Origin of the sequence: Segatella salivae F0493 (genome assembly GCF_000477535.1) — a bacterium.
GTDB lineage: Bacteria > Bacteroidota > Bacteroidia > Bacteroidales > Bacteroidaceae > Prevotella > Prevotella salivae.
This window is the reverse complement of the sequence record NZ_AWGW01000007.1, coordinates 332639-359329: the sequence shown is the minus strand read 5'-3', so window position 1 is coordinate 359329 and position 26691 is coordinate 332639. Positions and strand designations below refer to the sequence as shown.

General features: G+C 50.0%; 20 protein-coding genes, 1 tRNA gene and 2 pseudogenes. 4 read left to right on the top strand and 19 right to left on the bottom strand.

From position 1 onward, the window contains the following. Positions 1-3: 3 nt before the first annotated feature. The 15 genes and pseudogenes from HMPREF9145_RS04055 to HMPREF9145_RS03995 all read right to left on the bottom strand — a co-directional run bounded on the left by HMPREF9145_RS04055 (position 4) and on the right by HMPREF9145_RS03995 (position 21045). Positions 4-1005 (bottom strand): nucleotidyl transferase AbiEii/AbiGii toxin family protein, encoded by a 1002-nt coding sequence (locus HMPREF9145_RS04055; protein ID WP_021825012.1) that lies wholly within the window; start codon positions 1003-1005, stop codon positions 4-6. Positions 1006-1007: 2 nt separating this feature from the next. Continuing rightward, positions 1008-1676, bottom strand: coding sequence for a DUF6088 family protein (locus HMPREF9145_RS04050; protein WP_021825025.1), 669 nt, complete (start codon positions 1674-1676; stop codon positions 1008-1010). 69 nt (positions 1677-1745) lie between these two features. Continuing rightward, positions 1746-2366, bottom strand: a complete 621-nt coding sequence (locus HMPREF9145_RS04045; protein WP_021825069.1) for an RteC domain-containing protein — start codon at positions 2364-2366, stop codon at positions 1746-1748. 239 nt (positions 2367-2605) lie between these two features. Next, entirely contained in the window at positions 2606-3028 is a 423-nt protein-coding gene (locus tag HMPREF9145_RS04040; RefSeq protein ID WP_008653350.1) for a dihydrofolate reductase family protein, read from the bottom strand. 281 nt (positions 3029-3309) lie between these two features. Beyond that, positions 3310-4632, bottom strand: coding sequence for a sigma-54-dependent transcriptional regulator (locus HMPREF9145_RS04035; RefSeq protein ID WP_021825065.1), 1323 nt, complete (start codon positions 4630-4632; stop codon positions 3310-3312). Beyond that, the gene (locus tag HMPREF9145_RS04030; protein WP_036906427.1) at positions 4625-6943 is read right to left on the bottom strand and encodes a hybrid sensor histidine kinase/response regulator; all 2319 of its coding nucleotides are present in this window, start codon (positions 6941-6943) and stop codon (positions 4625-4627) included. Before HMPREF9145_RS04030 ends, HMPREF9145_RS04035 begins: the two co-directional genes overlap by 8 nt. Continuing rightward, positions 6943-8868 (bottom strand): tetracycline resistance ribosomal protection protein Tet(Q), encoded by a 1926-nt coding sequence (gene tet(Q), locus HMPREF9145_RS04025; protein ID WP_004291466.1) that lies wholly within the window; start codon positions 8866-8868, stop codon positions 6943-6945. Before tet(Q) ends, HMPREF9145_RS04030 begins: the two co-directional genes overlap by 1 nt. Positions 8869-9525: 657 nt before the next feature. Continuing rightward, positions 9526-13491, bottom strand: a pseudogene (locus tag HMPREF9145_RS04020) (helicase-related protein); the annotation flags it as partial. Between the two features lie 134 nt (positions 13492-13625). Then, positions 13626-15243: pseudogene (locus HMPREF9145_RS14290) on the bottom strand (N-6 DNA methylase); the annotation flags it as partial. Further along, positions 15233-15679: a DUF1896 domain-containing protein gene (locus HMPREF9145_RS04015; RefSeq protein ID WP_021825109.1), complete on the bottom strand. Its 447-nt coding sequence runs from the start codon at positions 15677-15679 to the stop codon at positions 15233-15235. The gene HMPREF9145_RS04015 and the pseudogene HMPREF9145_RS14290, both read right to left, overlap by 11 nt. 146 nt (positions 15680-15825) lie before the next feature. Beyond that, the gene (locus HMPREF9145_RS13385) at positions 15826-16095 is read right to left on the bottom strand and encodes a hypothetical protein (protein WP_155945266.1); all 270 of its coding nucleotides are present in this window, start codon (positions 16093-16095) and stop codon (positions 15826-15828) included. 363 nt (positions 16096-16458) lie between these two features. Then, positions 16459-18618 (bottom strand): type IA DNA topoisomerase, encoded by a 2160-nt coding sequence (locus tag HMPREF9145_RS04010; protein WP_021824923.1) that lies wholly within the window; start codon positions 18616-18618, stop codon positions 16459-16461. Positions 18619-18702: 84 nt separating this feature from the next. Continuing rightward, a complete protein-coding gene (locus HMPREF9145_RS04005) occupies positions 18703-20301 on the bottom strand; it encodes a DUF3945 domain-containing protein (protein WP_021825017.1) in 1599 nt (532 codons plus the stop codon). A gap of 33 nt (positions 20302-20334) precedes the next feature. Further along, on the bottom strand, positions 20335-20691 hold the full coding sequence (locus tag HMPREF9145_RS14230; protein WP_021825123.1) for a helix-turn-helix domain-containing protein: 357 nt from the start codon (positions 20689-20691) through the stop codon (positions 20335-20337). Between the two features lie 12 nt (positions 20692-20703). Continuing rightward, positions 20704-21045, bottom strand: a complete 342-nt coding sequence (locus HMPREF9145_RS03995) for a helix-turn-helix domain-containing protein (protein WP_021824907.1) — start codon at positions 21043-21045, stop codon at positions 20704-20706. A 214-nt stretch (positions 21046-21259) separates the two neighbouring features. Between HMPREF9145_RS03995 and HMPREF9145_RS03990 the strand changes: the two genes are divergently transcribed. Together HMPREF9145_RS03990 and HMPREF9145_RS03985 are read left to right on the top strand one after the other, a co-directional pair. Continuing rightward, positions 21260-21544 carry a helix-turn-helix domain-containing protein gene (locus tag HMPREF9145_RS03990; protein WP_036906529.1) on the top strand — a complete coding sequence of 95 codons (285 nt, stop codon included), beginning with the start codon at positions 21260-21262 and terminating at the stop codon, positions 21542-21544. Positions 21545-21585: 41 nt separating this feature from the next. Beyond that, positions 21586-21837, top strand: coding sequence for a helix-turn-helix domain-containing protein (locus HMPREF9145_RS03985; protein WP_231369752.1), 252 nt, complete (start codon positions 21586-21588; stop codon positions 21835-21837). 74 nt (positions 21838-21911) lie between these two features. Here HMPREF9145_RS03985 and HMPREF9145_RS03980 read toward each other — a convergent pair whose 3' ends face one another. Next, entirely contained in the window at positions 21912-22286 is a 375-nt protein-coding gene (locus tag HMPREF9145_RS03980) for a hypothetical protein (RefSeq protein WP_036906423.1), read from the bottom strand. Positions 22287-22297: 11 nt separating this feature from the next. Then, positions 22298-23533 carry a site-specific integrase gene (locus tag HMPREF9145_RS03975; protein ID WP_021824858.1) on the bottom strand — a complete coding sequence of 412 codons (1236 nt, stop codon included), beginning with the start codon at positions 23531-23533 and terminating at the stop codon, positions 22298-22300. Between the two features lie 397 nt (positions 23534-23930). On the opposite strand from HMPREF9145_RS03975, the gene HMPREF9145_RS03970 reads away from it, so the two are divergent. Continuing rightward, a complete protein-coding gene (locus tag HMPREF9145_RS03970; RefSeq protein ID WP_021825018.1) occupies positions 23931-24422 on the top strand; it encodes a low molecular weight protein-tyrosine-phosphatase in 492 nt (163 codons plus the stop codon). Between the two features lie 6 nt (positions 24423-24428). On the opposite strand, the gene HMPREF9145_RS03965 is transcribed toward HMPREF9145_RS03970, so the two are convergent. Continuing rightward, positions 24429-24827: an FKBP-type peptidyl-prolyl cis-trans isomerase gene (locus HMPREF9145_RS03965; protein WP_021824885.1), complete on the bottom strand. Its 399-nt coding sequence runs from the start codon at positions 24825-24827 to the stop codon at positions 24429-24431. A gap of 370 nt (positions 24828-25197) precedes the next feature. Beyond that, a tRNA-Arg gene (locus HMPREF9145_RS03960) sits at positions 25198-25271 on the bottom strand. Between the two features lie 153 nt (positions 25272-25424). Between HMPREF9145_RS03960 and pepT the strand changes: the two genes are divergently transcribed. Further along, entirely contained in the window at positions 25425-26648 is a 1224-nt protein-coding gene (gene pepT, locus HMPREF9145_RS03955; RefSeq protein ID WP_021824826.1) for a peptidase T, read from the top strand. The last annotated feature ends 43 nt before the right edge of the window (positions 26649-26691 follow it).

Genomic DNA, 26691 nt, shown 5'->3' with positions numbered 1-26691 from the left:
TCCTTATCCCATTCCGTTGATTCGTTCATTCAATTTCCGAATCTTGTCTATCAGTTGGCTGAATGGCAGTGAATCACCGTAAATCATGGTTCCCTGCATCACCTCATAATCCTTCTTCCATTCCTCCACGATGTTTTCCGGCGGCACTATCCGCAAGGTGGCAGGCTGCAAAGTGTCATAGTCGAATCCTCGCAGACCGATAAAGGTGCGGCGATGGTCGATGACCGACTGATAGAGCGCTTTGTCCTGCAAGGCTTCCTCAGCAATCGGCGTATCCATAATCTGCCCGATGTCGTAGAGGTGTCTCGACATACGTTCGGTACGAATGTTCTCCTTCGGCTTGGCAAATTCCTCGTGCAGCAGGAACACCTTTTCAAGGAATGTGCGTTGTGGCAGCACGGCACGGACTTCAAACTCTTTTTCCGTGAATGGAGCCTTTGTGAAGACCTCGTCGATGAACGACCGCAATTTGACGGGAGTGACCGGCTCGCTCATGGAACGGCCGCTGACCTCAATGATAACCTTGGGACGGATATAGACGTTGTCGTCAAAAGCGGGATGATAGGCCACCTCGATGATTTCAGGGTCGGTCGTCGTCACGGGGGTGATGTTCACGGACACCGTAAACGCATCCTTGGAAATGCCGTCCCGGACGAGTTGTTCCGCCAAGTCATATTGCAGCCTTTCCCTGACAAACGAGCAGGAGGCACGGCGCAGTTTGTCGCTTATCTGAGTCTTCGACAGCTTTCCGTTGAAACCAAGATATTCACGGTCTATGGCAATGTCGGCATCCTCGGACATTCGGCTGATGAGATGCCAGCACTTGCTCAGATTGGTACCGCCCTTGAAGGAGATATGCTCCGCATAGGGCAAAGCGAACAATGCCCGCAAGACTGCCGTCACCCACCAGTCTTTCTCGATTATCTGAAGGTGCAACCCGTTCTCGGCTTGCACACGGCGTATGATTTCCTGTCGGTCTTTTACGGATAAATCTGCAAATTTCATAGCTATGAGAGTTTTTTGCGCACCCATATCGGTGCAAGTTGGATGTCTTTCTGATAGTCTTCCTCGGTCACATGTTCAAGATGTTTTCTGATAACGGCTATCTGTTCATCGGTCACGTTGTGTTCACCAATCTCGCGCATGGCGGTCACGATAAGCTGCATCAGGGTAGAGCGGAAAGCGAAAATACGCATTTCCGACGTATGCTTGAACAGGATGCCCTTGCCCTTCCCGATGGACACGCGACGCCCGGAACCATCCGTGACAAACACGACATTGGCCGGAATCTGGGTGGATAGTCCCAGCTTGTTCAGTACGTATGCTCCAGTAGGGGCAATCCTCACCTTGTCGCGCTTGGCGATAGCTTCGGCAATCTCTTCAATGGAGGGCGGTATGATGCCGCTGCCCCATTTTCTGTCCACTTTTGGATAGCAATAGATGCCCTGGGCCACACGCATAAGGTCGCCCGCACGGCACAGACGGACCAAGGCCGACCGTACCGCATCGGAAGATGCCGGGTGAAAGTCATCGGGAAAGAAGAGCCTTCCCCTTTTGGATTTCTCCACCCTTCTTTTTATCTCGTTATAAACGCTTTGTGCTGCCATTTCTTCTTTAATTTTGCCACAAATGTATAATAAATTTGTGACATAACCAAACGGATAGACCGTTTTCATTCAAGTACATACGTTTTTCTTGTCCTAAAACAATTATTGGGATAGGAAAAGCCGACTTTTATGTCCCTTTTACCTCCTCATCCGCTCCAATTCCTCATCCCGTCGAATCTTCTCATTGAGTTTCTTCTGCATCTTGTCGATGAAATAGGTACGGCTGGGATTCTTGCGCAGTTTGATGGCAGAGTAGTAGCGGTAGCACTCCTTGGTGTCAAGCCCGAAGAACTCGTAGAGGGCAGGGGCGAGCACCTTCAGGGGTGTCTCTCCGTTGTCAATGCAACCCATCTCGCTCAGCCCGTAAATCAGTTCCACGAGGTCGAGGGTGTTGCCCGTCCATTGCAAGGACTTTGGCGTTTCGCTTTTGGCGGCAGTAATATTGGTTGAATGGATGTTGGATGTGAGTGGTGGCACTTGGGGAGTGGTAAGGAACTTCTGCATCTTCCTCACGAAAGAAAGTGCCTTTCCGATATAGGCGGCGGCTTCCTTGCGTTCTTCGGATAACAGACGCACGGGGTGGTGTTGCAACTCGATTTCAATATAAGCCAGTGCGATGGCGGTATGGCTCGCATGGCTGCTGCCGCACAGTTCGATTACTTGGTTGGCGAAAGCCATATATGCCGTTTCCATATTGCAGTCTCCGGCTTCATTGATACGGCGGAAGAACTCGGTATCCGCCAGTAAGAAATAGTTCATGTCCTGTCAATTTTGAAATTTTACACTCTGTTTTCGGTATGCGCACATGAATAATATTGGCAAAAATCGCGACCAAAAAGCAAAAAATCCGGCACGGTATTTACAACGTACTGGATTTCAGTGCAATAAGAATTGATATTTTTTATCCGGCATGAATTATGGTCGTCTTAAAATGTTCTATTTCAGAACATTGCTTTATTAAACGGATTATAGAAATGTTCTCCTATGGTACATCCCGGCTATTTCATGGTTTCCATGCGTGTGTAGATGCTCCGGTACACTCCGTTGGAATAACTCTTTTGTGAGGAGAGTGTCCAGCGTGCTTCGGGTAGTGCCGACTTGAAGAAATGCCGTCCCGTTCCCGATATGAAAGGCACGGTATATAGGATAATCTCATCCACCACCCGCATACGCAACAGCCCGTTGATATAGTCCGAATTGTCGGGGGTGGCTTCTGCGAGATAGCAGATGTTGGTATTGTCTTTCCGCCATTCGTCCAGCATGGAGATGGAGTAGTCCGGCGTGACATGGTAAAGCGCGTTTTCCCTTATTTTGTCAATATCGCAGCGGTCAAGGCGTAAATCCTCATACGCTTTGCCATATAATTCTGAAGAATGACACCCGTCCATCGTGAGGACGGCAAGAATCTGAACTTTACCCATAGCCTTTTTCTTTCGTTGGGCAAGGAGCAAAAAAGTAGCGTGCAATCCACACTACTTTCAAGCGACGGCTCTGGTAAAGCCTTTTACGGAGAGTACGTGAATGCACGCTATGCGTAGGCATAGCATAAGCATCACGCAATCGTCTCCGTAGTGTCAATTTACCAGATTTTCGCTCGAAACGCCTTGCGGTCTTATGTTATATATCGGCGGCGAAAGGCTCCCCAATCGCCGTTTACCTTCAAATGTTCATGCAAAGATAGCTAAATTCAGTGAATTACCGGCTATGATTGCCTGAATTTGTATTTCAAGCCATACTCTTCCAGCTTGCTGTACAGCGTTGTACGTCCTATTCCGAGCAGTTCGGCGGCAACCTTGCGGTTACCGTTCGCCTGCTTCAATGCACGCAAAATCCGTTCCTTGTCTTCCGCATCGTTACGCAGGGCAAAGCTGACGGAAGAGGTCGGTTTTGTCACGGCAAGTTCCAGATGCTCTTTCGTGACAAGTCCGGTCTGCGCCTGTAACACCGCACCCATGATTTTCTGCCGAAGCTCACGGACATTGCCCGGCCAAACATGGGTCAGCAATGTCTTACGGGCTTCTCCGTCAAATCCGATAACATCACATTCCAGCTCTTTGTTCGCAATTTCACGGAAGAACTCAGCCAACGGCATGATGTCCTCCTGACAGTCACGCAACGGCGGCACGGTTATTACGAAATCATGCAGACGGTAGAGTAAATCCTGCCGGAAACGCTTTTCACTCACCGCTATTTCCAAATCTTCGTTGGTGGCGGCGATGATGCGGACATTGAAATTCCTGTCCGATTTGTCACCGACTGGGCGATACCGCCTTTCCTGTATAGCGCGGAGTAACATCTGTTGGGTTTCCAACGCGAGATTGCCCACCTCATCCAGAAATAGTGTGCCGCCTTCCGCTTCATGGAAATACCCTTTCTTGGTACTGTCTGCACCCGTAAACGCGCCTTTGACGTGTCCGAAGAATGCCGACGGCGCAAGTTCTTTTGAGAGTGAACCGCAGTCCACCGCCACAAATGGCTTGCCTGCACGTTTGCTCTTGTCATGCAACAGGTGGGCAATATGCTCCTTGCCCGTGCCGTTCTCACCAAATATCATCACGCTCATATCGGTGGCGGCTACCAGCCTTATGCGGTGCATGATTTTCTGAAAGGCGGAACCTTCACGGGCGAATATAGGCATACGGCGTTGTCCTGCCTGACGTTCTTTCAGTATGGAACGGATCAGGGGGACAAGTTTATCCTCCACAAGCTGTTTGGGAATATAGTCTATCGAGCCGAGTTTCATGCTTTCCACGGCGGTATTAACTTCGGCGTAGTCGGTCATAATGATGAAGGGCTGCATCTTTCCCTCCTTTCGCATCCAGCACAAAAGGTCTATGCCACTGCCGTCAGGCAGACGCAGGTCGGCAACCACGATATCATTATCTGTTGCCTGTTGCAGATGTTTCTTCGCGGTTGAGAGGTGGTAAGCCTTCATATTGCGGTAGCCCTCCCGTGCCAGCAGGTTGCAGACATATTCGCAATACACGATGTTGTCCTCCACCACGATTATTCTTGTCTTATCCATTTTCGTATTTTCTCCTTTCCTCTTCTGCCTGCCGGATTATTTCCGTTCCTTTATCCAGCAAGGTAGTCACAGCATAGCTTAATGTTTCACCATTTGGAAGTGTATCGCTATGAAGCAATCCGTAAAGTTTCCTCAGCGGTTGGTCGGCACGGAGTATCTCCCACGAGCTGCGCAGGTGGTGTGTCAAGGCATCAAGTTCTTGCAGGTCGTTTCGCGTTGCCGCATCCCGTACAGCCTGCATTTCCTTCTCTGTTTCCGTTATCAACCTCTCCAACATGATAGCTTCATTACCGTATGACAATAAGGTGGAAAAGTCCGGCTTTCCGTCCGGTGCTTCTTTTATAGCGCATCTGTCGGAAACCTCCATCAGTTCTGATATTGAGAACGGTTTGAACAGGCATCCGGCAAATCCTTTTGCCAAAAGTTCCTCCGCATCGCAACTGCCCGAAGCGGTTGCCACGACCACGGGGATTGTTTGTGAATTGCCCACGTTGGACGAGCGGAGCAGTTCCAGCAGCTCGAAACCGTTTATATCGGGCATATTCAAGTCCGTCAGCAACAAGTTGTACTCTTTTCGGCGTACCATTTCCATAAGTTCTGCCGCATCCGTGCATGTATCACAGTGTATTCCCTCCTGTGCATACATTTCTTTCAGCATCAGGAGTAGCACCTCATCATTGTCGATGGCGACAATATTGAAGTTTCTGTCCTTTCGGTGGATATAAGTCTGTATCTCTTTTTCTGGCAGTTCTTTGGCTTTCTGCATGGGTATCTCCACTGTGAAACGGCTGCCTTTCCATTTCTCGCTTTCCAAACGGATTTTGCCGCTAAGCATCGTCACTATATTCTTCACAATGGTAAGTCCAAGTCCGAAGCCGTCTTTTGCAGCAGCATTTGAAAGGCGTTCAAACGCACCGAATACCTGTTGCTGTTCATCTTCAGTCATGCCTGTACCCGTATCTTTAACCGTAATTGTTAGCACCCCGTTGGTATAGTTAGTTGTTAGCGACACACCGCCTTCTTCTGTGAACTTGATAGCATTTGACAGCAGGTTATTTCCAATTTGGATTATACGCTCCTTGTCGGTCAATACAACGGCATCACTTACGTTCTTCACTGTCAGCGACAGCCCTTTGTTCATGGCGATTGGCATGAACTCCGTTTCAAGTATGTGCGTGATTGCTGAGATCCGGCAAGGTTGCATTCTGGGCTGCTCCTTTCCATTATCCAAACGGAAGAAGTCAAGCAGAGTGTTGAGCATATCCCGCATACGGTTTGAAGATTGCTGTATGCTTTGAAGAAAATGTACATTGTTCCCTTTGCTGCACTCTTTCTGCAACAGCTCGGTATAACCTGTTATTGCCGTTAGTGGTGTGCGGAGTTCGTGGGTGATGGTATGCACCGCCTTCTTCCGGGAGGTTATGAGTGCCTTGTTTTGTTGCACGGACTGTTCCAGTTGCCCTATCAAATCCGTTGTCTTGCGTTTATATCGTTTGATGCTCTTTGCATCACGGTGTATGATGATATAGGAAATGACCAACAGCAAAAGAACAAATCCCATCAAGCTGCCTATCTGCATAAATGATTTTTCACGCATGGCGGTTATCTCGCTTTCTCTATTTTGTAAATCAGATTGTACCTTCTTTTCGATTTGGCAAATCAAACCTCGCAGTTGTCTGTTAAGTTCAGCATTTCGAGCCGCAAGACTGTCGGCTTGTTCCGACAACCGACGGCTTTGTGCTTTCTGTTCGCTGATTACGTATCTATTGAGCGAATGAAGGATAGTGGTTGATACTGCTGGAGTTACTTCCTTTTTTTTGCCGAATATGCCTAAGAAACCTTTTCGTTTTGGCTTTTTGGACTGTTCCTGCACACTTTTCTGTACAATAACCGGAATTTGATTGGCTATCTTCTTGTTAATAGATTGTTGTTCATCCATTAACCGGACTATCTGGAACATCTGTCGTTCCTTATCCTCTAAAAGACTGCGCACACTATCGATGCGCTCTGCTGGATAGGTGGCCTTGAAACGGCAGAGCATACTGTCCATTGCCATACGCCGTGCATGGTAATGCTCGATATCTTTATCGTTCCATTCCAGTATTGTTTCACCCAATAGAGAAAATTTTATCATTTGAATATTGATATTGTTTATTTCTTTTCGGAGCTCGTCTATTTTTTTATTGCCAAGTTCTAATGCTTCTATCTCCTGCCATTCATAGAGGCTATTATATGCCATACATCCGATAAGAATGGAGATAAGTATATATCCCAACCGTATTGCCTTATAGAAATTTCCTGACCGCTCCATTATTTTAATGACATTGATTTTTGGAACATGAATAAAAGTTTATCTTTTTCGTTCATGCGGATATTATCAGAATAACCGTCTTTTGTTATTTGATACCCACATGGCTTAACCATAAAAATGCCTAAGCCCTTAGTGTACGAACTTACTTCTGAGGCATAGTCTTTACTTGTATTTAATGGAACTTTCCCTTTAATATGACACCACTCATTATTACAACTGATGTCTTCAATCTCAGACATCAGTTTTTGCAAATCTGTAATAGCTTTGGAACTCGCTACTTGGGGTATCTGCAACTCAAAACAGAGCATCGGTTCGAGAATGTCCACACCTGACTGTTGCAAAGCCAGCCTGAAGACATAAGGGGTCAGCTGTCTGAAATCAGCAGGTGTACTTACCGGGCTATAATACTCGGCTTGAGTAAAAGTTACTTTCAGATCTGTCACTTCCCATCCATGTAAACCAGATTGGCAAGACATACGAATCCCTTCAAAAACGGCATTTTGAAAAGAATGGTTCAGATAACCATAGGAGATGTCACTTTCGATTTGCAACCCTGCCCCTAACGGTAAGGGTTCAAGAGTCAGCCCTATTGTGGCCCAGTAAGGGTTGGGTGGTACTTCGATCTGAATAATCTTATTGACCTTTTTTATAGGTCGTTCTTTGTAGATAGTCTTGATCTCATCAAAATGGACCTTTACGGAAAATCGTTCTTCCAGCAATGTCTGTATGATTTCCTTTTGGGTCAAACCATATAACGAGATTTCCAATTCATCACTATATGAGTTTATGGAAAAGGACAAAGACGGGTCTTCAATCCACAATGTATTCAGAGCGGATATCACCTTGCTTCTCTCTTCGGGCTTATTTGGCCGGACGGAGGATTTGAGAGCGGGATGCTGATGAGATAATCCTTGAATCAAACAAGGTTTAGCACCTAAATAATCTCCGATTCGAAAATCTTCTATATCTTCTACAATCGCGATATCATTGGCACCCACTTCATCAACATTTATCTCTCTGCCCTGATAAATAGTCTTTAGATTTTTAATCTTGATGAATTTTTCCGAATCGTTGATTCTTACAACGTCTCGAAGTCTCAGACTTCCGTCAATTATTTTAAGAAAACTTCTTTTATGCCCTTTGGGGTCATGCTCTATCTTATAGAGATAAGCTGAAAGTCTGTTTGAGACTGATGCCGGAGGAAGTATAAAAGAAGAAATGGCGTCCAACAACTCATTGATACCGATATTGAACATTGCTGATCCATGTAGCACCGGATAGACTTTGGCTTTTGCCACAAGAGCGATTATCGTATTCCAATAATCAGCCGGTGAAATTTCGCTATCCGCCAAATATCGTTCTAATATATCGTCGTCATGGTTGCATACAAATTCTTTGTATTCTTCCTTTATATATGTTTGGGAGCAAACCGGATAAACCGATCCATCGACAACAGTTTGCATAAACAGGACATCTTGCGACAGATTTGTTTTTATATCCATATACAAACGCTCCAAATTCACACCGGCACGGTCAATCTTATTGATAAATATAATTGTCGGGATTTGCAGCTTTTGTAAAGTACTGAACAGCAACTTTGTCTGCGCTTGTATGCCTTCCTTTGCGGATAAGATGAGGACTGCTCCATCAAGCATTTTGAATGTCCGCTCCACTTCCGCAATAAAATCCATGTGTCCCGGAGTGTCAATGATATTGCATTTCACTCCATTCCAGATAATAGATGTCGTAGAAGCCCGGACAGTAATTCCTCTACGTTTCTCTATATCCATAGAGTCCGTTATGGTGTCACCATTATCCACACGGCCGCACTTTTCCGTTGCTCCACTGGCAAACAGCAGATTCTCGGTTACGGAAGTTTTTCCTGCATCAATGTGAGCAAGAATTCCTAAATTTATAATATTCATTTGGATTAAGCAATAATATACTACAGTAGATGCATTGTCGAAACGCACCTTTTAATACCTCCTCGTAGCATATGAGAACTACAGGATTACTAACTCGTATTAATATGTATATTATTACTGCCGCATAACGATTACAAAATTACACAAAAAAATATATCTAACAAAAGTGGGAGGATTTTTTAACTTTTTACCATAGACATTTTATTAGGGAAGCGTAGGTTCAACTGGCAAGTACAAATAAGTAGAAATGTTTGAACAACACCGTTTTAGGAAGTTGAAAAATCAAGTTTCTCTCTCGGTATAGCGTTTATTTTGGCCAATATCTTCTTTAGTTTAGCATTTGTGTATTTCCCATTCGTGTTCTATTTAGCTCCTTATTATGAGTATGTAGCAAGTTACTTATCAAATTCAGCCTCTTTGAGGGTCAAATATGGTTTTGCAAATGGTGACTGACAAGACATAAACAAGGTCAGCAGGAATTTTTTACATAAATGGACATGAATGTATATAACCTAAAATAAGAATAAATTTTAATAAGGGCTGCCCAAAAAGAAAAAAATGCAGTTGCCATCCTATAGATACTTGCAGAAAGGATAAAATTTACTTTTAGACCTTTTGGGATAGCCCTTATTAATACTTCAGATAAAATTCCTTAGGTTATATTTTCAATCCTTTGGACCGGGTTTCCTCCTTGGCATACAGTCCCGGACGCCCGATTATGACATGGTTGGCAACGATACTATCCGCCGGACTGCGTATCTGCGGCGGTGCATTTTCGGGATATTGCGCCTGCCTGTTCCTCACATCTTCCGCTTCCGGCTTGAGCTGTTGCCCTTCATTCTCCTTTTCTGCGACTTCGGGCGTGGGTGGCGCAAGCTCCAGCTGAATTTTTCGGTCAAGGGCGGCAAGTTCGGACTTCAACTGCTTCAGCTCGTCCTCCTTCTTCCACACCTTACCCGCTATCTCCTGTAACTGCGGTATCTCCATCTCCAGCACCTCGTTCTTCGCCTTGTACTGGTCGATGATGGAGGGTATCCTCTCCATCGCGTTGAGGAAGTTGCGGGCGGCGGCCAACGGGTCAGCCATCGCCAGATGCCCGTTGTTGTAGGTGTACTTGTAGTTCCCCTCGACCACGAAGCGGTTGTCGGTGAACTCCAATCCCTCTTTGAGTATCCTTTCGCTCACCACCTTTATCGGAAAACCGTAAAGTTCACCGACCTGCGTGTACAACCCTCCGGTCGTGGCATTCTTGGCTATCTCCTGCAAACGCTTTCCGATGACCTTCTCATCGGCGGAATCCACTCCGTCCACCTTTATTATATTAAGGCGGTTGCCCTCCTTGTCGGTCTGCACCACCGACAGGAAGCGGTTCCAGTCCTCCGTCATGGCATCTATGAAAGCCGTGTTGTTGCGCAACTCGCCGGTCTTTGACTCCAGCTTGAACTCCGAATCACGCTTGCCCTTGTTGAACGACTTGCGTTCCCCTTCGAGCGATGCGATCCGCTTTTCCAGTTTCGCCTTGTCCAACAGGTCGGTATTGCCGGAGAGCAACGCCATGTATTCCGAGAAATTCATGCCCGATTTTTCGTCCATTGCCCCCTCGTCGATGGTACGCGCACCCATCGCACCGCTTTTGAGCTGGCTTATGAAAGTCTGCTTGCAGTGCAGGAGGTTGAACTTGTAGCTGTCCAGTGACTTCTCCACCGCGTAGATGATTACATCCACGTTGTTCCCGGCGAAATGTTTGGCAATCTCATTACCTGCCCTAACTCCGCGTCCGTCACGCTGTTGCAAGTCGGACGGTCGCCACGGCGTATCGAGATGATGGATAGCCACACACCGTTTCTGGGCGTTCACACCCGTTCCGAGCATAGAGGTAGAGCCGAACAGCACACGCACCGTCCCGGCGTTCATGGCGTCTATCACCGCCTTCCGCGCCTTGTCGGTCTTGCACTCCTGAATGAAGCGCACCTCGCTTGGCGGTATACCGTAGTCCTCCGTCAGTTTGCGCTTGATTTCCGAATAGACGTTCCACCCGTCGCCCGGCTGGTATGTCCCCAAATCAGAGAAAACGAACTGCGTGCCTTTCTGGGCGTCGTATTTTTGATAATACTCCGCGATCATCTTGGCACAGTGACTCGCTTTGTTGTCGGGATGATCTTCGTAATTCGGGTCTATCATGCGCATGTCGAGTGCCATTTTCCGGGCATAGTCCGTGGCGATGAGCATCTTCGCCTTTTCTTCCGTTTCCGAAAGCGGCAGCCTGCCCAACAGGGTAGCGTCGCCTGTCTTGGCGAACTGCATCAGCTTCTGTATGAAGTCCTCCTGTTCCGGCGTGGGCGGTATGTGGTGCAGTATCTCGTTCTTGTTGGGACGGTCCACGCCCACATCTTCCGCCGTGCGGTAGTCCGTTATTTCGTTATAGAAGGCGGCAAGTTCCGGCACTTTGATGAAGTAGCGGAAACGCTCCTTCTGCACCACGTTGTTCGTCACGTTAAATTCAAAGTCCGTCGTCTTTTTGGCGAATATCGCCGCCCAAGCATCGAAACACCGGATGTCCTGCCGTTCCAGCTCCTTCGGACGCAGGTACTTGAACAGCAGATACAATTCAGTCAGCGAGTTGCTGATGGTCGTGCCCGAAAGGAAGGTCGCTCCCAAGTCCTTGCCTGTGCGCTCCTGTATGGTACGTATGGCAAAGAGCATATTCAGTGCCTTCTGGCTTCCCTCGCTGTTTCCCAGCCCCGCCACACGGTCGTGGCGCGTGTTGAAAGTCAGATTCTTGAACTGGTGCGATTCATCAATGAAGATGTGGTCGATGCCCATCTGCTTGAAGTCCACCACGTCATCCGTGCGCGATCGAATGGCGTGTTCCACCTTCTCCAGCTTCGCTTCAAGGTTGTGCTTGCGCTTCTCCAAACCTTTCAGCATCGCCCGCGACACGTTCTTTCCCTGCTGGCGCAGCACTTCGAGGTTTTCCTCCACCGTGTCAAGCTCCGCTTGCAGGATGCGCTGCTGCAACTCCGGCGACTGCGGTATCTTGCCGAACTGGTCGTGCGACATGATGACACAATCGTAATCGTTGTTCTTGATATTGTTGAAGAAGTGCACACGGTTGGCAGTCGAAAAGTCCTTCTCCGAAGCGTACAGAATACGCGCGTTGGGATATGCCGCCTGATAGGTGGCAGCAATCTCCGCAACATTGGCTTTCAACCCGATAATCATCGGCTTATGCGCCAAGTTCAGACGCTTCATCTCATGCGCGGCGATGCACATTATCAGCGTCTTGCCGGTTCCGACCTCGTGGTCACAAATTCCGCCGCCGTTCTGTTTCAGCATCCAGACGCAATCCATTTGCGAGGGATAGACACTCTTGATGCCCCGGCTTGCCAAGCCTTTCAGATTGAGGTCGGGAAAAGTCTGGTGCGAGCCGTCATACTTCGGGCGCACAAAACAGTTGAACTTGCGGTTATACATCGTCGTCAGCCGTTCCTTGAACTGCGGCGACTGCTCTTCGAGCCATTCGGAGAAACCGTTTCGTATCTCGTCAATCTTGGCGTTGGCGAGCTGTATTCCCTCGCTGTCGCGCACCTTGATGTCATTGCCATGCTCGTCCTTGCCGATGGACTTCATCATGTCGGGGCAGGTGTTGTGCAGAGCGTGCTTCAGGAGGTGCATACCGTCATAGTTCCGGTAATACCCCTTCACCAGAAACTCGTCCGTGATTTTCATGGTGCGGTAGCCGCACGCCACCGAAAACTCGTCCATGCTGGCGGAGTAGGCGATTTTCACCTCAGTGTCGAACAGATGGCTCATGTAGGCGGCATAGACACCCGTCGGAATCCAGCGTTCCCCGAAGTTGAAATCAAGGTCTTCAAAGGCGATGCGTGGCGGTTCGGCATCTTTCAGAGCCTCCAACGCCTGCTTCACCTCCGGCATACGTTCATTTTCGGGGTTTTCGCCCATCCATGCCTCTATGCGTTCCGCCTTCTCTATCACGTTCCCGGCGATGAAGCGGTCTTTGATCTCGTAACCGGTCACGAGCGGATTATAATAGATGCGCCCTTGCAAGGCAGTGAGCAATTCCTCCGCCGTGCTGTCGGTTATCTCCCGCATATAGTCGAGATTGACCGTACCGAACTTGTTGAGTGATGCGGAGAGGGCTTCTTCGGGAGAGCCTACGTTGGCATGGCTCTCCACCGCAAAGGAAACAGGACGCTCGAAGATGTCCGCCTTGACGAACTTTCCGTTCTCCGCCCGTTCCAACGAAAGGATGTCACGTCCGCCCGCGTCCATCATCACCAATTTCACGTTCTGCTTGGCGTTGAGGTTGCCGTAGCGCATGACAAACTCATCGTAACAGGTGTTCAAGTGTTCACGCCACGGAACATTCGCCTCGCGCCGGAGCGATTCATAACGGTACAGACGCTCGTAGGCATCACGCAGGGAGATGTAGAGCATCAGTTTCTCTTTCTGAAAGCCATTGAGGTCAGCGGGATGGAACATCCCTCCGTAGGGCGTGAGGTCTTTCAGATAGCCCACGTTTCTTGACGCATCGAGCACGATGGAGCCTTTACGGTGATGGGGCTCCAGCGTGCGGTCGTAGGGATGCGGAGTGAGGTCAAGCGGTGGCTGCTTTACCTCTGCAGGCTTCGTCTCAGCTTCGGACAACGGCTTTATCTCTCCCATGGGAGGGATGAAGGCGGGATTAAGCGTATCAGCCACGCCCAGTCTCTTCAACTGTTCCTGACGATGGCGTTCCGCCTCCTGGCGCAATGCCACACGCTTCTCCGGTGTCAACGTCATCATGGTCTCATAGAAACCATTGATAGGCGGGTTGTCCTCCCAGTTGATGTCCGCATAGATGTCGCCCGGCAGGGTCTTCTTTTCTTCTTTGTGGGCATCGTCTGCATTTTTCTGTGAAGGCTGCAATGATTCACCATCCTGCTTCTTCGGCTTCTCCGCACGGGCAGGTGTGGGATGATTCCCCTTTTGTGCCTGTTTGGCGACAGCAGACTTCTTTTTGTTCTTCGGGACAGGCTTCTCTTGCGGAACGGTGTACTCCCATAGGTCGAAAAGGGTAAGCTGTACCGCCTTCCCCTCAGCAGAATGATCTATTGAGGGTTGTTCTTTCGGAGACTCTGTAATTGTAGGGACTTCTTCCGCTATCTTGGTTTCCTTGGTCGCAGACGGAATGGCTTGGGTTGGTATCTCCTCCGCCATACCCTTATAGCGTGCCACGTCCAACCGTGCAGCCAAATCGGCATCAATCCGCTTACGCAAATCCTCGGCGATTCCCGTCACACCGCCCTCATATAGATAGAGCATCGCAGGTTTCCCGTATGGGTCGGTGTCCAGTTTGGCACTGGTGTGTATGACCAACTCGGGATGTGCCAGCAGATAACGGTTGGTCGTCACGTGGGTATGATTGTCCTTCACCGTCTGTGTCAACAGTTGGTCGTCCTCCGTCAGTTCTTCCTTGCGGCTGTTCTTCTGAAGGATGATCAGGTCGCAGCCCACCTCGGTGTTGGCGTTCTCCGTGAAGAGGTTGTTGGGCATTCGCACCACCGACAACAGGTCGGCATTCCTCATCATCAGAAAGCGGGTGCCGTTGTTGCTCTCGCTGTCCAGCACGCCCTGCGAGGTGAGGAAGGCGACGATGCCGCCGTCACGTACGGCATCGAGTCCTTTCAGGAAGAAATAGTTATGTATCTTCTTCGCCGCTGCCCGGTGCATGAGGGAACGCTTCTCATACTCCGCATCGAATACGGCGATGTCACCGAAGGGGATGTTGGACAGGGCAAGGTCGAAATGGCCGTTGAAGGGTTTTTCTATTTTCTCAAAACCTTCTACACGCACTTTCCGGTCGGGATGAAGATGGCGGAGCATCCTGCCCGTCAGCAGGTCCTTCTCGAAAGCCATCACATCGGCTTGGGGTGCGTAGCGCAGCATGGAGTCCACGAAAGCTCCCATGCCTGCCGATGGTTCCAGCAACCGTACGGGCATGATGCCGTGCCCCGCAAGCACGCCTGCGAGGGTATCTGTGATTTCCTTCGGGGTATAGAAGGCCGTGAGCACGGAGCCTTTCAGCGAATCAACATAACGCTTGTACTCCATCTCGTTACGGCTATTCTCACGGATAAGGCGGTGGAGTTCCGCCGTGGGTGCAAAGAGTTCGAGGTCGGATTTCGCCCAGTGGACGGCATCCGTCAGTTCCTTGGCGGGATTAAGAATGCACTTCAAGCCTCCGAAGCCGCAGTACCTACGCAGTATGTCGCGCTCGGCCTCGGTGGGGGTGCGCCCTTCCCGGTCAAGGAGGAATGCCGTCCGTATCGCCTCGATATTGTCCCTCAGTCGCTGCTTGCGGTTAAACGCCATACTCGGCCAGATAGAGTACGACAGCTCCCGTCAGTTCGCTGTACAGCAGGTCATAGTCCAACGACTGGGCGAAATGGTCGTCAGACAGGTCGTAGATGGAGAATACGTTGTCCACTAAAGGCAGCAGTTTCGTGGTAAGGGCTTCCTGCCGCGTTTCGGGGATCTCGTAGGCAAACTCGTTCGTGATGACCTCACGCAGGATGGCGTATCTGGAGTGGTGCAGCCCTTTCAGCAGGGTCTGCATCGCCAGTTCCTGCGCTCCCTCGATGGGATAGCCCTCACGGCGTGCCTGTTCGTAGGCGGTTGCGGCCAGGTCGGCACGGGTCTCGATGAAGGAGGCATCATCGGCCTGCTCAAAACGGTTCTCTTGAAGGTGTTTTTGCAGATAGAGGTGGTAGTACGACAGCTCTTTCCGCTTTTTTTCGTTCTTGTTCATGTCTATTCTTGGATTATAGTGGTGAATACTAAATGTCGGGATAGAAATCGGGTAGGTCGGAAAACGGAGTAAGTTTTCTGACCTACTTTCGTTTTCCTTCCTCCCACACCACCGTACGTGCCGTTCGGCATACGGCGGTTTCGGGCTTATCTTGTCCCTTTTGGACTCCGCATATTGGACATCGTCACTTCTTCTCTATTGTCGGGATACGCCCTATCGTCTTGAAAAGAGAGTTCCTCTTCGGTCATCTGACTACTACAGTTTCCAAATACACAGATTGTCTTGTGAGACAATGCACGATTCGGCCCTTCGCCTTGACCGTCACGCGGTCGGCTACTTCGGCCTCTGCTGACTCCTCGACATTCGTTGTTACTATCCTTGCGGACTGCCGAGGCCTCGCGGGGTAAGCCATACATCTTTCCTCGTTTACCTGCATGGTTTACGCAACAAGGTTACGGTTGCCTTTAGGAGCTTCACTGTCTTTAGCCAGCTTGTCCGCTTGATGCGCCTTAGTACCATGTTTCTGTTCGTCAGGCCACGATTTCGCTATTGCTTCTTCTCTCCCGAGCGTCACCACTCGAAACTTGCAAGTCGCTATGGGGTTCGTTGGCAACTACGCCCCGCGTGGACTTTCACCACAGATGTATGACATGCCCGTCATACGAAAAAAGCACTCCGGGTATCCCTCCCGAAGTGCCACCACTAAATCCAAAGTAAATCAGTCCGGTCTTAGAAGAACAAGAACGATTCGACTTTGATTCAGTGGCGAAGGTACTCATTTATTTCCTCTTCGGGGAATATTTTCCCTTGTTTTTCACTTCGGGGAAGACAAATACCGTGTTGAAGTCGGCATCAAAGGCGATAATGGCATCGAAACTCTTGCCTTGCTTGCTCTTGAAGCCTTTCAGCAGGGAGGTCTTCCCGGCGGTGAGCAGTTCTTTGACTTCCTCGTCCTTCAAGTCACGGTTGGCTTTCTGACGGAACACGGGCAGACCGCATTCTGGATTGTCGCAACGCACCACCTTGCCGTAGAACTGCATCTGCCCTTTGCCGCACTTGGGACAGGTGCAGCCGGAGGGCTTGTGCCCGAAGATTTTGTCGCAGGAGAGCAGTTCGGCGGTGATTTCCGTGGTGTATCGCTCTATATCCTCATGGAAGGCGAAAGCTTCCTTCTCCCCACGCTCGATGCGTGCCAGTTCACGTTCCCACTCTCCCGTTAGGGCGGCATCGGCGATGCGCATTCCTTTCACTACGGAGTAGAGGGCCAGCCCCTTCTCGGTGGGTACGAGCGATTTCTTGCAACGCTGCACATAGCCGCGGGCAAAGAGGGTCTCGATGATGGCGGCACGGGTGGCGGGAGTGCCGATGCCACATTCCTTCATGGCCTGGCGCACCTCCTCATTCTCCACGTCCTTGCCTGCCGTTTGCGTTCCGCCAAATCCGGCTGCACTCGGCATATCCAAACAAGTTTGGTTCTGCTCTCGTTGGCACGGATTTTCCATCGCTGAGAGCAGGGTGGCTTCGGTATGCAGGGGTTTTGGCTTGGTCTTACCCTCGGTGAGACTGATGCCGCATACGGCAAGGGTGTCGCCGCTCTTCCAAGGCGGAAGTACCTGCTCCTCGCTCTCTTCGCCCAGCACGGCACGCCATCCCGCCTGACGGATGACGCAGCCCTTGGCGGCAAACTCCGCCTCGCCACTGAGGGCGGTGACGGTGGTGAGTTCCTTGACGCACTTGTCGGAAAAGGCTTCCACCATGCGCCCGGCTATCATCTGATAGACGGTGTTGTCCTCCTTGGAGAGAAAGAGGGGCTTCTCGCCCGTGACGAGCAGGGCGTGGTGGTCGGTCACCTTGCTGCTGTCCACGCTGCGGCGGGTCAGCCTGTCTCTGTGGGGCTCCTTGCCAATCCATTCGGGATAGCCGCCCAGGAAGGCGAGCAGCTTGGGGATTTCGGCAAAGACATCTTCAGGGATGTAGCGGCTGCCGGTGCGCGGATAGGTGATGAGCTTCTTCTCGTAGAGCTTCTGCGCTATCTCCAGTGTCTTCTCCGCCGTGAGTCCGTGCTTGGCATTGGCTTCCTTCTGCAGGGTGGTGAGGTCGTAGAGCAGCGGCGTGTCCTCCACCTTCTCCTTGCACTCCACCTTGGTGACAAGCAGGGAGGACTGCGCCTTTACCTTATTATATATATGCTCCGCAGGGGACTTCTCCTTCCATTTCTCCACGGAAGAGAACTTCACCGTCTGTTCCCCTGTGCCATCCGTAGATAGATGCACCTGCCAGAAGGCTTCGGGCGTGAAGCGTTTGTGCTCCCAGTAGCGGGCGCACACCATAGCCAGCGTGGGTGTCTGCACACGTCCGAGGGAGTAGGTGCCCCTGCCTGCGGCGATGGTCATGGCCTGCGTAGCGTTGATGCCCACTAACCAGTCGGCCTCGCTGCGTGCCTTGGCGGCATGATAAAGGCGGTCGTAGCGGTTGCCCTCTTCGAGGTGGCGCAGCCCCTCACGGATGGCTTTGTCGGTGAGTGAACTGATCCAGAGGCGTACAAAGGGCGTGCGGCAGTCCAGGTAGCTGTAGAGGTAACGGAAGATGAGCTCACCCTCGCGCCCGGCATCGGTGGCCACTACAATCTGCTCACTCTCTTCGAAGAGTTTGCCCACTATACGTATCTGCGTGACGACGCTGGGTTCGGGCTTGTAACCCTTCTCCGTCTTGGTATGACGGGGTTGCAGGGTAAAGGTGTCGGGCAGTATGGGCAGGTGCTCACGGGCGAAGCCGTGGATGCCGTAGCCTTCGGGCATGGTGAGCTGCACCAAGTGCCCATAGGCCCATGTGACGGCATAGCCGTTGCCGGAAAAATAACCTTCTTCTCTCTTGGTCGCGCCCACGATGCGGGCTATCTCACGTGCCACGGAGGGCTTCTCTGCGATAATGGTCTTCATACTGATTTACTTTTTTTCTGTTTTTACCTATTGTTTCTATTCTCATGTTCGGGATAATGATGGATTTAGTGGTGGCACTCCGGCTCATACCTTCATGCCTTTGCTCTTGCGTTTTTCCTGCTTCTGCTGGACATCATCCTTCGGGGCGGTCTGCCCCTTCTGCAGCGGCTCGTTTACATTTTTGGTCGCCTCGTTGGTCTTGCCCTGACTGTTGACGGCTACCTGCGTGCGGCTCTCGTTTGCTGGAGCTACCTTCTGGGCATTATCAGGATTGGTGTCGTAGCGATAGGGACGGCCTTTCTCGGGATTGAAGCGGAGGTACATGGTGGAGGGTATGCCCTTGTCGTCGGGTACGTTCTCCAGCTTGACGGTCTTGCCCGCCACGTAGTCGGCTTTCTGCTCCTCGGTGAAGGGCACACCCTTCCACTTGGTGATAGGGCGGATGCTGCCATCCTCGTTGGTCCATGTATTGCGACGTTGCTTGCCGGGTTCCTGTTGCGGTGCTGACTGTTCCACCTTTTGGGATTCCTTGTTGCTCTGCTCCTCCACGGTACGGGGCGACTTACCCGTGCCGGGCACGAACTCCACGCCTCGCTGCTCCACGTTCACCTGCAGGGTGGTGACGAACTTGCGGCCGTCGTTGCGCTCGATGAGCTTGTCCTTGACGGGCAGTCCGGCACGGAGCATCTCACGCTCCCTAGGGGTGATCTCCGTCTTGCCGATACGTTCAGGAATGCGGATGCGGGCGGCGGGCATGTCGGTAATCTCGTTGGTCTTGCGGTCGATGCTGATGAAAGAAGGGGTTATCTCGCCCGTGGCCTTGTCCACCAAGTCCACGATTCTTCCGAGGTTGCCTGTCTCCTTCAGGGCTTTCTTCTCTTCCGGGGTGAACTTGTGACCCTTGTACTCATCGAGCTTCTGCTCCTTGCGGATGAAGTGGGGAACGAGACGCACGTTGCCGTCGTCGTCCTTGCGGAAGGAGAGGCGGGCATCGAGGCTGAACGACTCTCCTCCGAAGTTGGGCGTGACACGCACGAGGTCGGACTTGCCGTAGTTAAGCATCTTCTGCAGGTCACCGGACTGCTCCAGCTCCTCACGCTTCACGCCCCAGTTCTTTTCCAAAGCCTGCCAGTCGATGCGGCTTTCGTCGATGGGCTGGTAGCCTTGCTTTTGCTTGTTCTCTTGTTTGTTCTCTGGTTTGTTCTCTGGTGCGTTCTGCTGCACGTTTTCCTGTTGTTTCTGTTCCATGTTTTCTTGTTTTTGGGGTTCTACATTGTTTGTCTGATTCTGTTTTTTCTTCTGCTCTTCCTGTGCCTTCTGTTCCTGCGCCACCTGTTTTTCGTAGGCAGAGGTATCCACTTTGTGGGGTGCGAGCAGGTCGGCATTGGCCACGGGGTCTTTCAGCAGTTCCTTCATCACGCCGAGCAGGTTCTCCGCCTGGTCTGCCGCAATACGGTAGAAACCGAATCGGCTAGGTTCCTTGCACTGCCGAAAGAAGTTGCGGAAGAAATTGTCGAGCACGTCGCCGTTCTTGTCAAACTGCAGAAAATCCTGTGCGTTCTCCATCTTTGGCGGTGTGCGTCTGGGGGTGCCGTCCGCCTGTAATCCGGCCACCACGCTGATTTCGCCCGTCTTTTCATCACGGACTATCAGCACGTCTTTTTCGTTTTTTTTCTTTGCCATCTTGATTGACTTTTAATTGTGATACATTGATTGTTATCGGATGCGGGCCTTGTAGTCCGCCATCTTCTCTTTCTGGAAACAGTCAATATGCTCCGAGAGGAACTTCTCCACGTCCGACTCCTTGTAGTAGGTCTTCTGCCGGAGCATGAGGTAGGGCAGGATGCCTAACGTGCGGTAGCGTTGCAGCGACCGCTTGCTCACCTGTAGCATCAGGCAGAGGTCCTGGTTGTCGTAGAGGCGTTCGCCGTTGTACAGCTTGCACTCCGTACCTTCCTCCGTACCTGCCGACTGCCGCTGGCTGCGGTATAGCAGGTCGTCGAGTATCTTCTCGTGTCTGTCAAGCCGCTCCATGAGGAGGTGGAACAGCCGCTCTATCTTGTAGGTATCCATTTTCTTGCCCTTTTATGTTTTCTTGCCTGTCCTTACCATATACTGCCTGTGCAGCTCACCGATGCGCTCTGCGTTGCCGCTCATGGAACACTCCTTCATCATGCGCTCCACATCCGTGAGTCGGTAGCGGCAGGTACGCCCCATCAGCGAGAAGGGGATACGCCCCTCGTCACGATAGCGTTGCAGGGTGCGCAGGCTGATGCCGAGCAGAGCGGTCACCTCCTTGCTGTTCAACCACCGTTCCTGTGGCTGCACGGGCTGTCTGTCCTCATACTTGCGGATGTGCTCCGCTATCTTCTCGATGTGTCCGACCAGTTCCTGAAAGGCGGCACTTTCTATCATTATTACGTTCATAATCAATACTGTTTTTTCTTGTTTCTGCTGCAAAATTACAGGGTATGGAAAGGGTGAACTTATGACTCATAGATGACTCATAGAAGATTTTCTTGCAACTGGCTTTGGATGGCTCAACCATCGGTTCCACATGCTGCCACCTGCGCTGGAAATGAGTGGTTTTAGGAGGTCGCAGCGTAACTTTGCACCGATAATCACAGCAACACTCAGAATCATGGAAGTAGTAATCATTGAAAGAAAGGCGTTCGAGGCACTGATGGCGGATGTCTCGTCGCTGACGGAGAAGGTGAACCGTCTGTGCGGTCGTGAAAGCGACAGGCGCATGGCGAAGTGGATGGACAACGAGGAGGTATGCCGGTTGCTGCGCCTTAGTCCGAGAACCTTGCAGACGATGCGGGACAAGAGATTGATTGCCTGCTCGCAGATAGGCAAGAAGTTTTATTACCGCAGGGAGGACGTGGCCAGCCTCGTCATTGACAGTAAGGAGGCCAGCCTATGAAGCAGGAGATTCTCACGCTGGAGCAGGGACGTGTGGCGGACATGCTCCTCTCGCTTAAAAACAGCCATCGCAGGATAAACCGCTTTCTGCAGGAATATACTCCTCCGCTGAACGGTGACCGTTACCTGACGGACAAGGAGGTGGCGGAAGCATTGAAGGTGAGCCGCCGCACCTTGCAGAACCTGCGCAACAACCGTGTGCTGCCATTCATCCTGTTTGGCGGCAAGGCACTCTATCGGGAGTATGACATACAACGTCTGCTGGAGGCAAACTACCGCAAGGCGGATGTATAGGAACGAAAAAGACGGACGGGCAACCCTGATGATAGGATTGTCCGTCCGTCTTTTTCGTTTGTGATGTCTGTCTTTCAGTTATTCCCAGAAGTCCACAGGGGAATGATGATGGCTTGGTGTTTTTCTCTTCCCCTTTCTTTTGTCGCTGTCTCTTTCAACCACTTGCGGAAGGCGTGGGCATAGAAGGTGTTAGCCCGATAGGCCAAGGCGACAATGATGTCCCAGTGGTAGATGTCCACGGAACAGCCCTCCGCCATGCTGATATACTTGCACACCTCATAGTCCACCAACACACCCGTCTTGCGGATGCCCTTTATCTCCCTGCCTACGGTGGCGGCAGGGAGGTTGAACAGGTCGGCTATCTCGGCGAGGGTCATCCATACTTCTTCCTGCGGGTTGCCCTCCATGCGCACGTGGCCGTGCTCGTCTATTCTGATAGTTCTTCTCATGGCGTTCCGTGTTAGATGGTCTGACAAATGAACTGCTCCATGGACTCTATCTGCTTGGACAGGCGTTCCATGTCGTTGCTTACCTTCTCGGCGGTAATCTTCGCATAAATCTGCGTGCTGCGGATGCTGGTGTGACCCATCATCTTCGACAGGGTTTCAATCGGCACGCCGTTGGAGAGGCAGATGGTGGTGGCATACGAGTGGCGGCTCTGGTGCCAGGTGATGTTCTTGTTGATGCCGCAAAGTTTGGCTATCGCCTTGATGCCGTTCTTGCAGTTCCCATAACATGGGACGGGCAACAGCCGTCCGTCTTCTGCCATGCCGCTGTACTTCTCGATGATGTGCTTGGGCACGTCGAGCAGGCGGATGTTCGACTCCACGCCAGTCTTCTGGCGGTTGGTCTTTATCCACAGGTGGCCGTCGAAGGAGGTCTGCAGGTTCTCTTCCGTCAGGTTGTACATGTCCCGCCAGCTCAGTCCCGTGAAGCAGCAGAAGATGAAGAGGTCCCGGATAAGTTCATAGCTTTTCTTCTTGAACGTGCCGTTGATGAGTGCCGTAATCTCCTCCTTGGACAGGAAGCCACGCTTGGTCTCTTCCTTCGTGATGTGGTAGGCATAGAAGGGGTCACGCGCCAGCCAACCGTTGTTGATGGCGGTGAAGATGATGCTGCGGAAAGGCATCATGTACGACCACACGGTGTTGGTGCAGTGGTTCTTCTCCGTGCGGAGGAACAGCTCGAAGTCGGTGATGAAGGCGGGTGTCAGCTCACGCAGGGCGATGTCGCTCATCTTGTAGCGCTGCTTGATGAACTCCGACAGGTGGTTATATACCACGCAGTATTTCCAGTAGCTGCGCTCGCTCTTCATCTTGCCTACCTGCTTTGCATAGTCCTCGTTGTGCTGCTTGAACACGGCCAGCAGGGTCTTGTGGTTCTGACCCAGCCCCAGATAGGCGTTGCGCACCTTCTCCGCCGTGACATACCCGTCGGTGTCGCACACTTCCTGATACGCCTTGTTGATGCCAAGCCGTATCTTGTCCAGCATACGGTTGCCCTCCTGTGCCACGAGGCTGCGGCCTGTCAGCTTGCCCAGTTCCACGTTCCACATCTTTTCCTCCACGTCCAGCTTGCTGCTGAACTGTGATACCTTTCCGTTCACCGTGATGCGGCACATCACGGGAATCATTCCGTTCTTTTTCGGCGCGTTGCGCTTGAGGTAGAACAACACCCTGAAAGTGCTTCTGCTCATACTCTACGTTTTTTAATTGCAAAATTAGTTTCTGTAGAGCTGAAAGGCTGTAAGCAAACCGCAGCACATCGGCGCAATCGCATCCGCTTCATGTCTTTTTCGTCCTTTTCCCGCAGGCAACATCAGATATTACCCTAACTTTACCTCCCGAAACGCTGTATTCCGATAGTTTACAGCCATTTCCTCACGGTCTTTTCAGACCTCTTCGACAGCGAAAAGAGTAACGGGATAGTAACGAAACTCTTGCTTCAACTGACTTTTTGTGGCATCTGTTGTCTTCACAGAAAATCCAACTAAATCAATTAATCCGCTCATTCTCATAGATTTTTCATCATTCTGCCCTCATTCTCAGTTTTTTGTTATATCTTTTACTAAGATAAAAATTAAATGATAAAAGATGAATACAAAGACTGCATTTCGCACGAAAATATTATTTATTTGTTTAGGAAATATCTGCCGTTCTCCTGCTGCACATGCTGTGTTTCAGCAGAAAATCAACGATAAAGGCCTTGCAGACAGGTTTGAAGTAGACTCTGCTGGTATAGGCAATTGGCATGTAGGACAACTCCCCGACAGTCGAATGCGCCGACAAGGAGAGCGTCGTGGCTACATGATTAACCACAAAGCACGACAGTTTCAAACGTCAGATTTCAAGCTGTTTGATCGTATCGTTGTGATGGATAATGACAATTATCGCATCATTGTTTCAAAGGCATCAAACGATGAAGAGGCTCAAAAGGTGGTTCGAATGGCCGACTTTTTCACCTCACATCCACGTGCAACGAGTGTCCCAGATCCTTATTATGGTGGCCCCGAAGACTTCGATTTAGCCCTTGATTTAATAGAAGATGGTATCGAAGGATTGCTGAAGGACATGATGAAAGCGTGAGAAGGATTACCCAATTCCTAAGAGTTCAACTTCAAAAATGAGGGTGGAGCCACCGGGAATACCTGGTTGGGAGTACTTACCATAGCCCATTTCGGCTGGTATATAGAGTTCCCATTGGTCGCCGATGTGCATCTGTTGCATGGCAATTATCCATCCGTCGATAAGGTCACTCAGTCGCATTGCAAAAGGAGTAGAGCCTCGGCTGGAGTCAAACTTTTTGCCGTTGATTGTCCAACCCGTGTAATGGGCAGTGACAATGCTACGCCGTGAGGGTTGAGGACCATTCGGATTGCCTGCTTTCAACACCTTATAATATATGCCGTTTGAGAGTGGTTTTACTCCCTCTTCTTTGGCTTTGTCTTCCAACCAACGCTTATTGGCTAATACATAGTCTTTCTTTGCCATCGTTTTTCTTTTTATATGATGTGTCGATTAAACTGTGTTCTACGGCTATTCCCTATTGGTTTGTCGTAATGATAAGGCGAAAGAAACTTGTAGGTTAAATTGAAATTGCCCCTCGTTTCCATTGAGCCAGTGAACAACCTAAACTCCCTTTCTTTGTGCCTCATATTCAACAGGAAAGCAAACTGCGTCATATTGGTTCACAAACTGCGTCAAATTACGCGGTAAACTGACGCAAATTATAGCATGATATGACGCAAATCACATCGCCTTATGCCCTGCAAATATACATACTTTATGGGATAATAACTCATAATCTCCAGTGTTTCCCGATATGATAAATTATAAATCGTGTGTTATGAATTATCAAAAGTGACTCCGTTGGGATTCAAACCCAAGACCTTCAGAACCGGAATCTGACGCTCTATTCAGCTAAGCTACGGAGCCAAAACTTGTGCAAAATTACGAATAAAAAACTTACTATGCAAATGTTATTTGCCAAATTATTTTGCAATCTATTTGAATTATCGTATCTTTGCGTTATGAATCATGTGGAATTTAGATAAAAAACATTCCACAATTAAATTTGAAATAGAAGCTATGGACCTTACAGAAAGATTTATCAACTACACAAAATTCGACACGCAGTCATGCGAAGAGTCTGACAGTGTCCCCTCTACGGAGAAACAACTTGTATTTGCCAAGTATCTGAAAAAAGAGCTTGAAGACGAAGGTTTCAGTGATGTTGAGATGGATAAGATGGGATATATCTACGCAACGCTTAAGGGAAACACGAAGAAAAAGACTCCAACCATAGGCTTTATCTCACATTATGACACGAGCCCTGACGCAAGTGGCAAGGATGTTAAAGCCAGAATTATTTCCAACTACGATGGAAAAGATATACAACTCTCGCCGGGTATTTTCTCAACGGTAGAGAAATTCCCTGAATTGAAGGCGCATGTTGGCGAGGATTTAATTGTTACTGACGGCACAACTCTACTTGGTGCAGACGACAAAGCGGGTATAGCTGAGATAGTACAAGCCATGTGTTATTTGAGAGATCATGACGAAATAAAGCATGGTGACATTCGAATTGGCTTCAATCCAGATGAAGAAATCGGCATGGGTGCACATCATTTTGATGTAGAAAAGTTTGGATGTGATTGGGCATATACTATTGATGGAGGCGACTTAGGCGACTTAGAATATGAGAATTTCAATGCGGCTGGCGCCAAAGTTTATATCAAAGGAGTGAGTGTTCACACTGGATATGCTAAGGGAAAGATGGTGAATGCCAACCGATTGGCATGCGAATTTAACGATATGATCCCCGAAACGGATATCCCAGAGAACACTGAAGGGTATCAAGGTTTCTATCATTTACTTGGCATAGAAAGCCGTACTGAGGAGGCAAAACTTAGCTATATCATTCGTGATCACGACCGTTCTAAGTTTGAAGATCGTAAAGATTTCATGGAAGAATGTGTCAAAAAGATGAATGATAAGTATGGAGAGGGGACCGTAAGGATTGAACTTCACGACCAATACTATAACATGAAAGAGAAGATCGACCCTAATATGCACGTGATAGATATAGTACTTCGCGCGATGCAAGATAACGGAGTAGCTCCCAAAGTGGAACCCATTCGTGGTGGGACTGACGGAGCACAGTTGAGTTTCCGTGGGCTTCCGTGTCCAAATATCTTTGCCGGTGGTGTGAACTTCCATGGTCCTCACGAGTTTGTTTCAGTTCAAGTGATGCAGAAAGCGGTTGATGTTATCGTTAGTATCTGTGAGATTACTGGTAACTTTGAAGATTAATCATCTAATCATATAAGCCCATTTCGCAAACCACGGAGTGGGC